General features: G+C 75.9%; 1 pseudogene. It reads right to left on the bottom strand.

The window, feature by feature from the left end:
* Positions 1-303: pseudogene (locus tag KVS67_RS11790) on the bottom strand (MFS transporter); the annotation flags it as partial.

The raw sequence follows: 303 nt of genomic DNA, 5'->3' as shown, positions 1-303 counted from the left end.
AGGCCAGGACCACGAGCCCGCCGGTGACGGCGAACGCCCCCGGCAGCCCGAGGGCGGTGACCAGCGTGCCCACGAAGAGCAGCGGGCCCAGGCCCGCGCCCACCCGCGAGGCCGCCGACGCCCAGCCGGAGCCGGAGGCGCGCAGCGTCGTCGGGTACAGCTCGGAGACGTACGTGTAGAGCACCGGGATCGCGTCCTGCACCACGAAGCCGAACGCCAGCACGAGCGGCAGCACCGCGGCGGGCACGTCCAGCACGCTCGCCAGCCAGTCGGTCAGGGCGCTCGCGACGACGGCGCTGACGG

Origin of the sequence: Micrococcus sp. GbtcB5, assembly GCF_019091605.1 — a bacterium.
Classification (GTDB): domain Bacteria; phylum Actinomycetota; class Actinomycetes; order Actinomycetales; family Micrococcaceae; genus Micrococcus; species Micrococcus luteus.
This window is presented reverse-complemented; position numbering and strand designations above follow the sequence as displayed.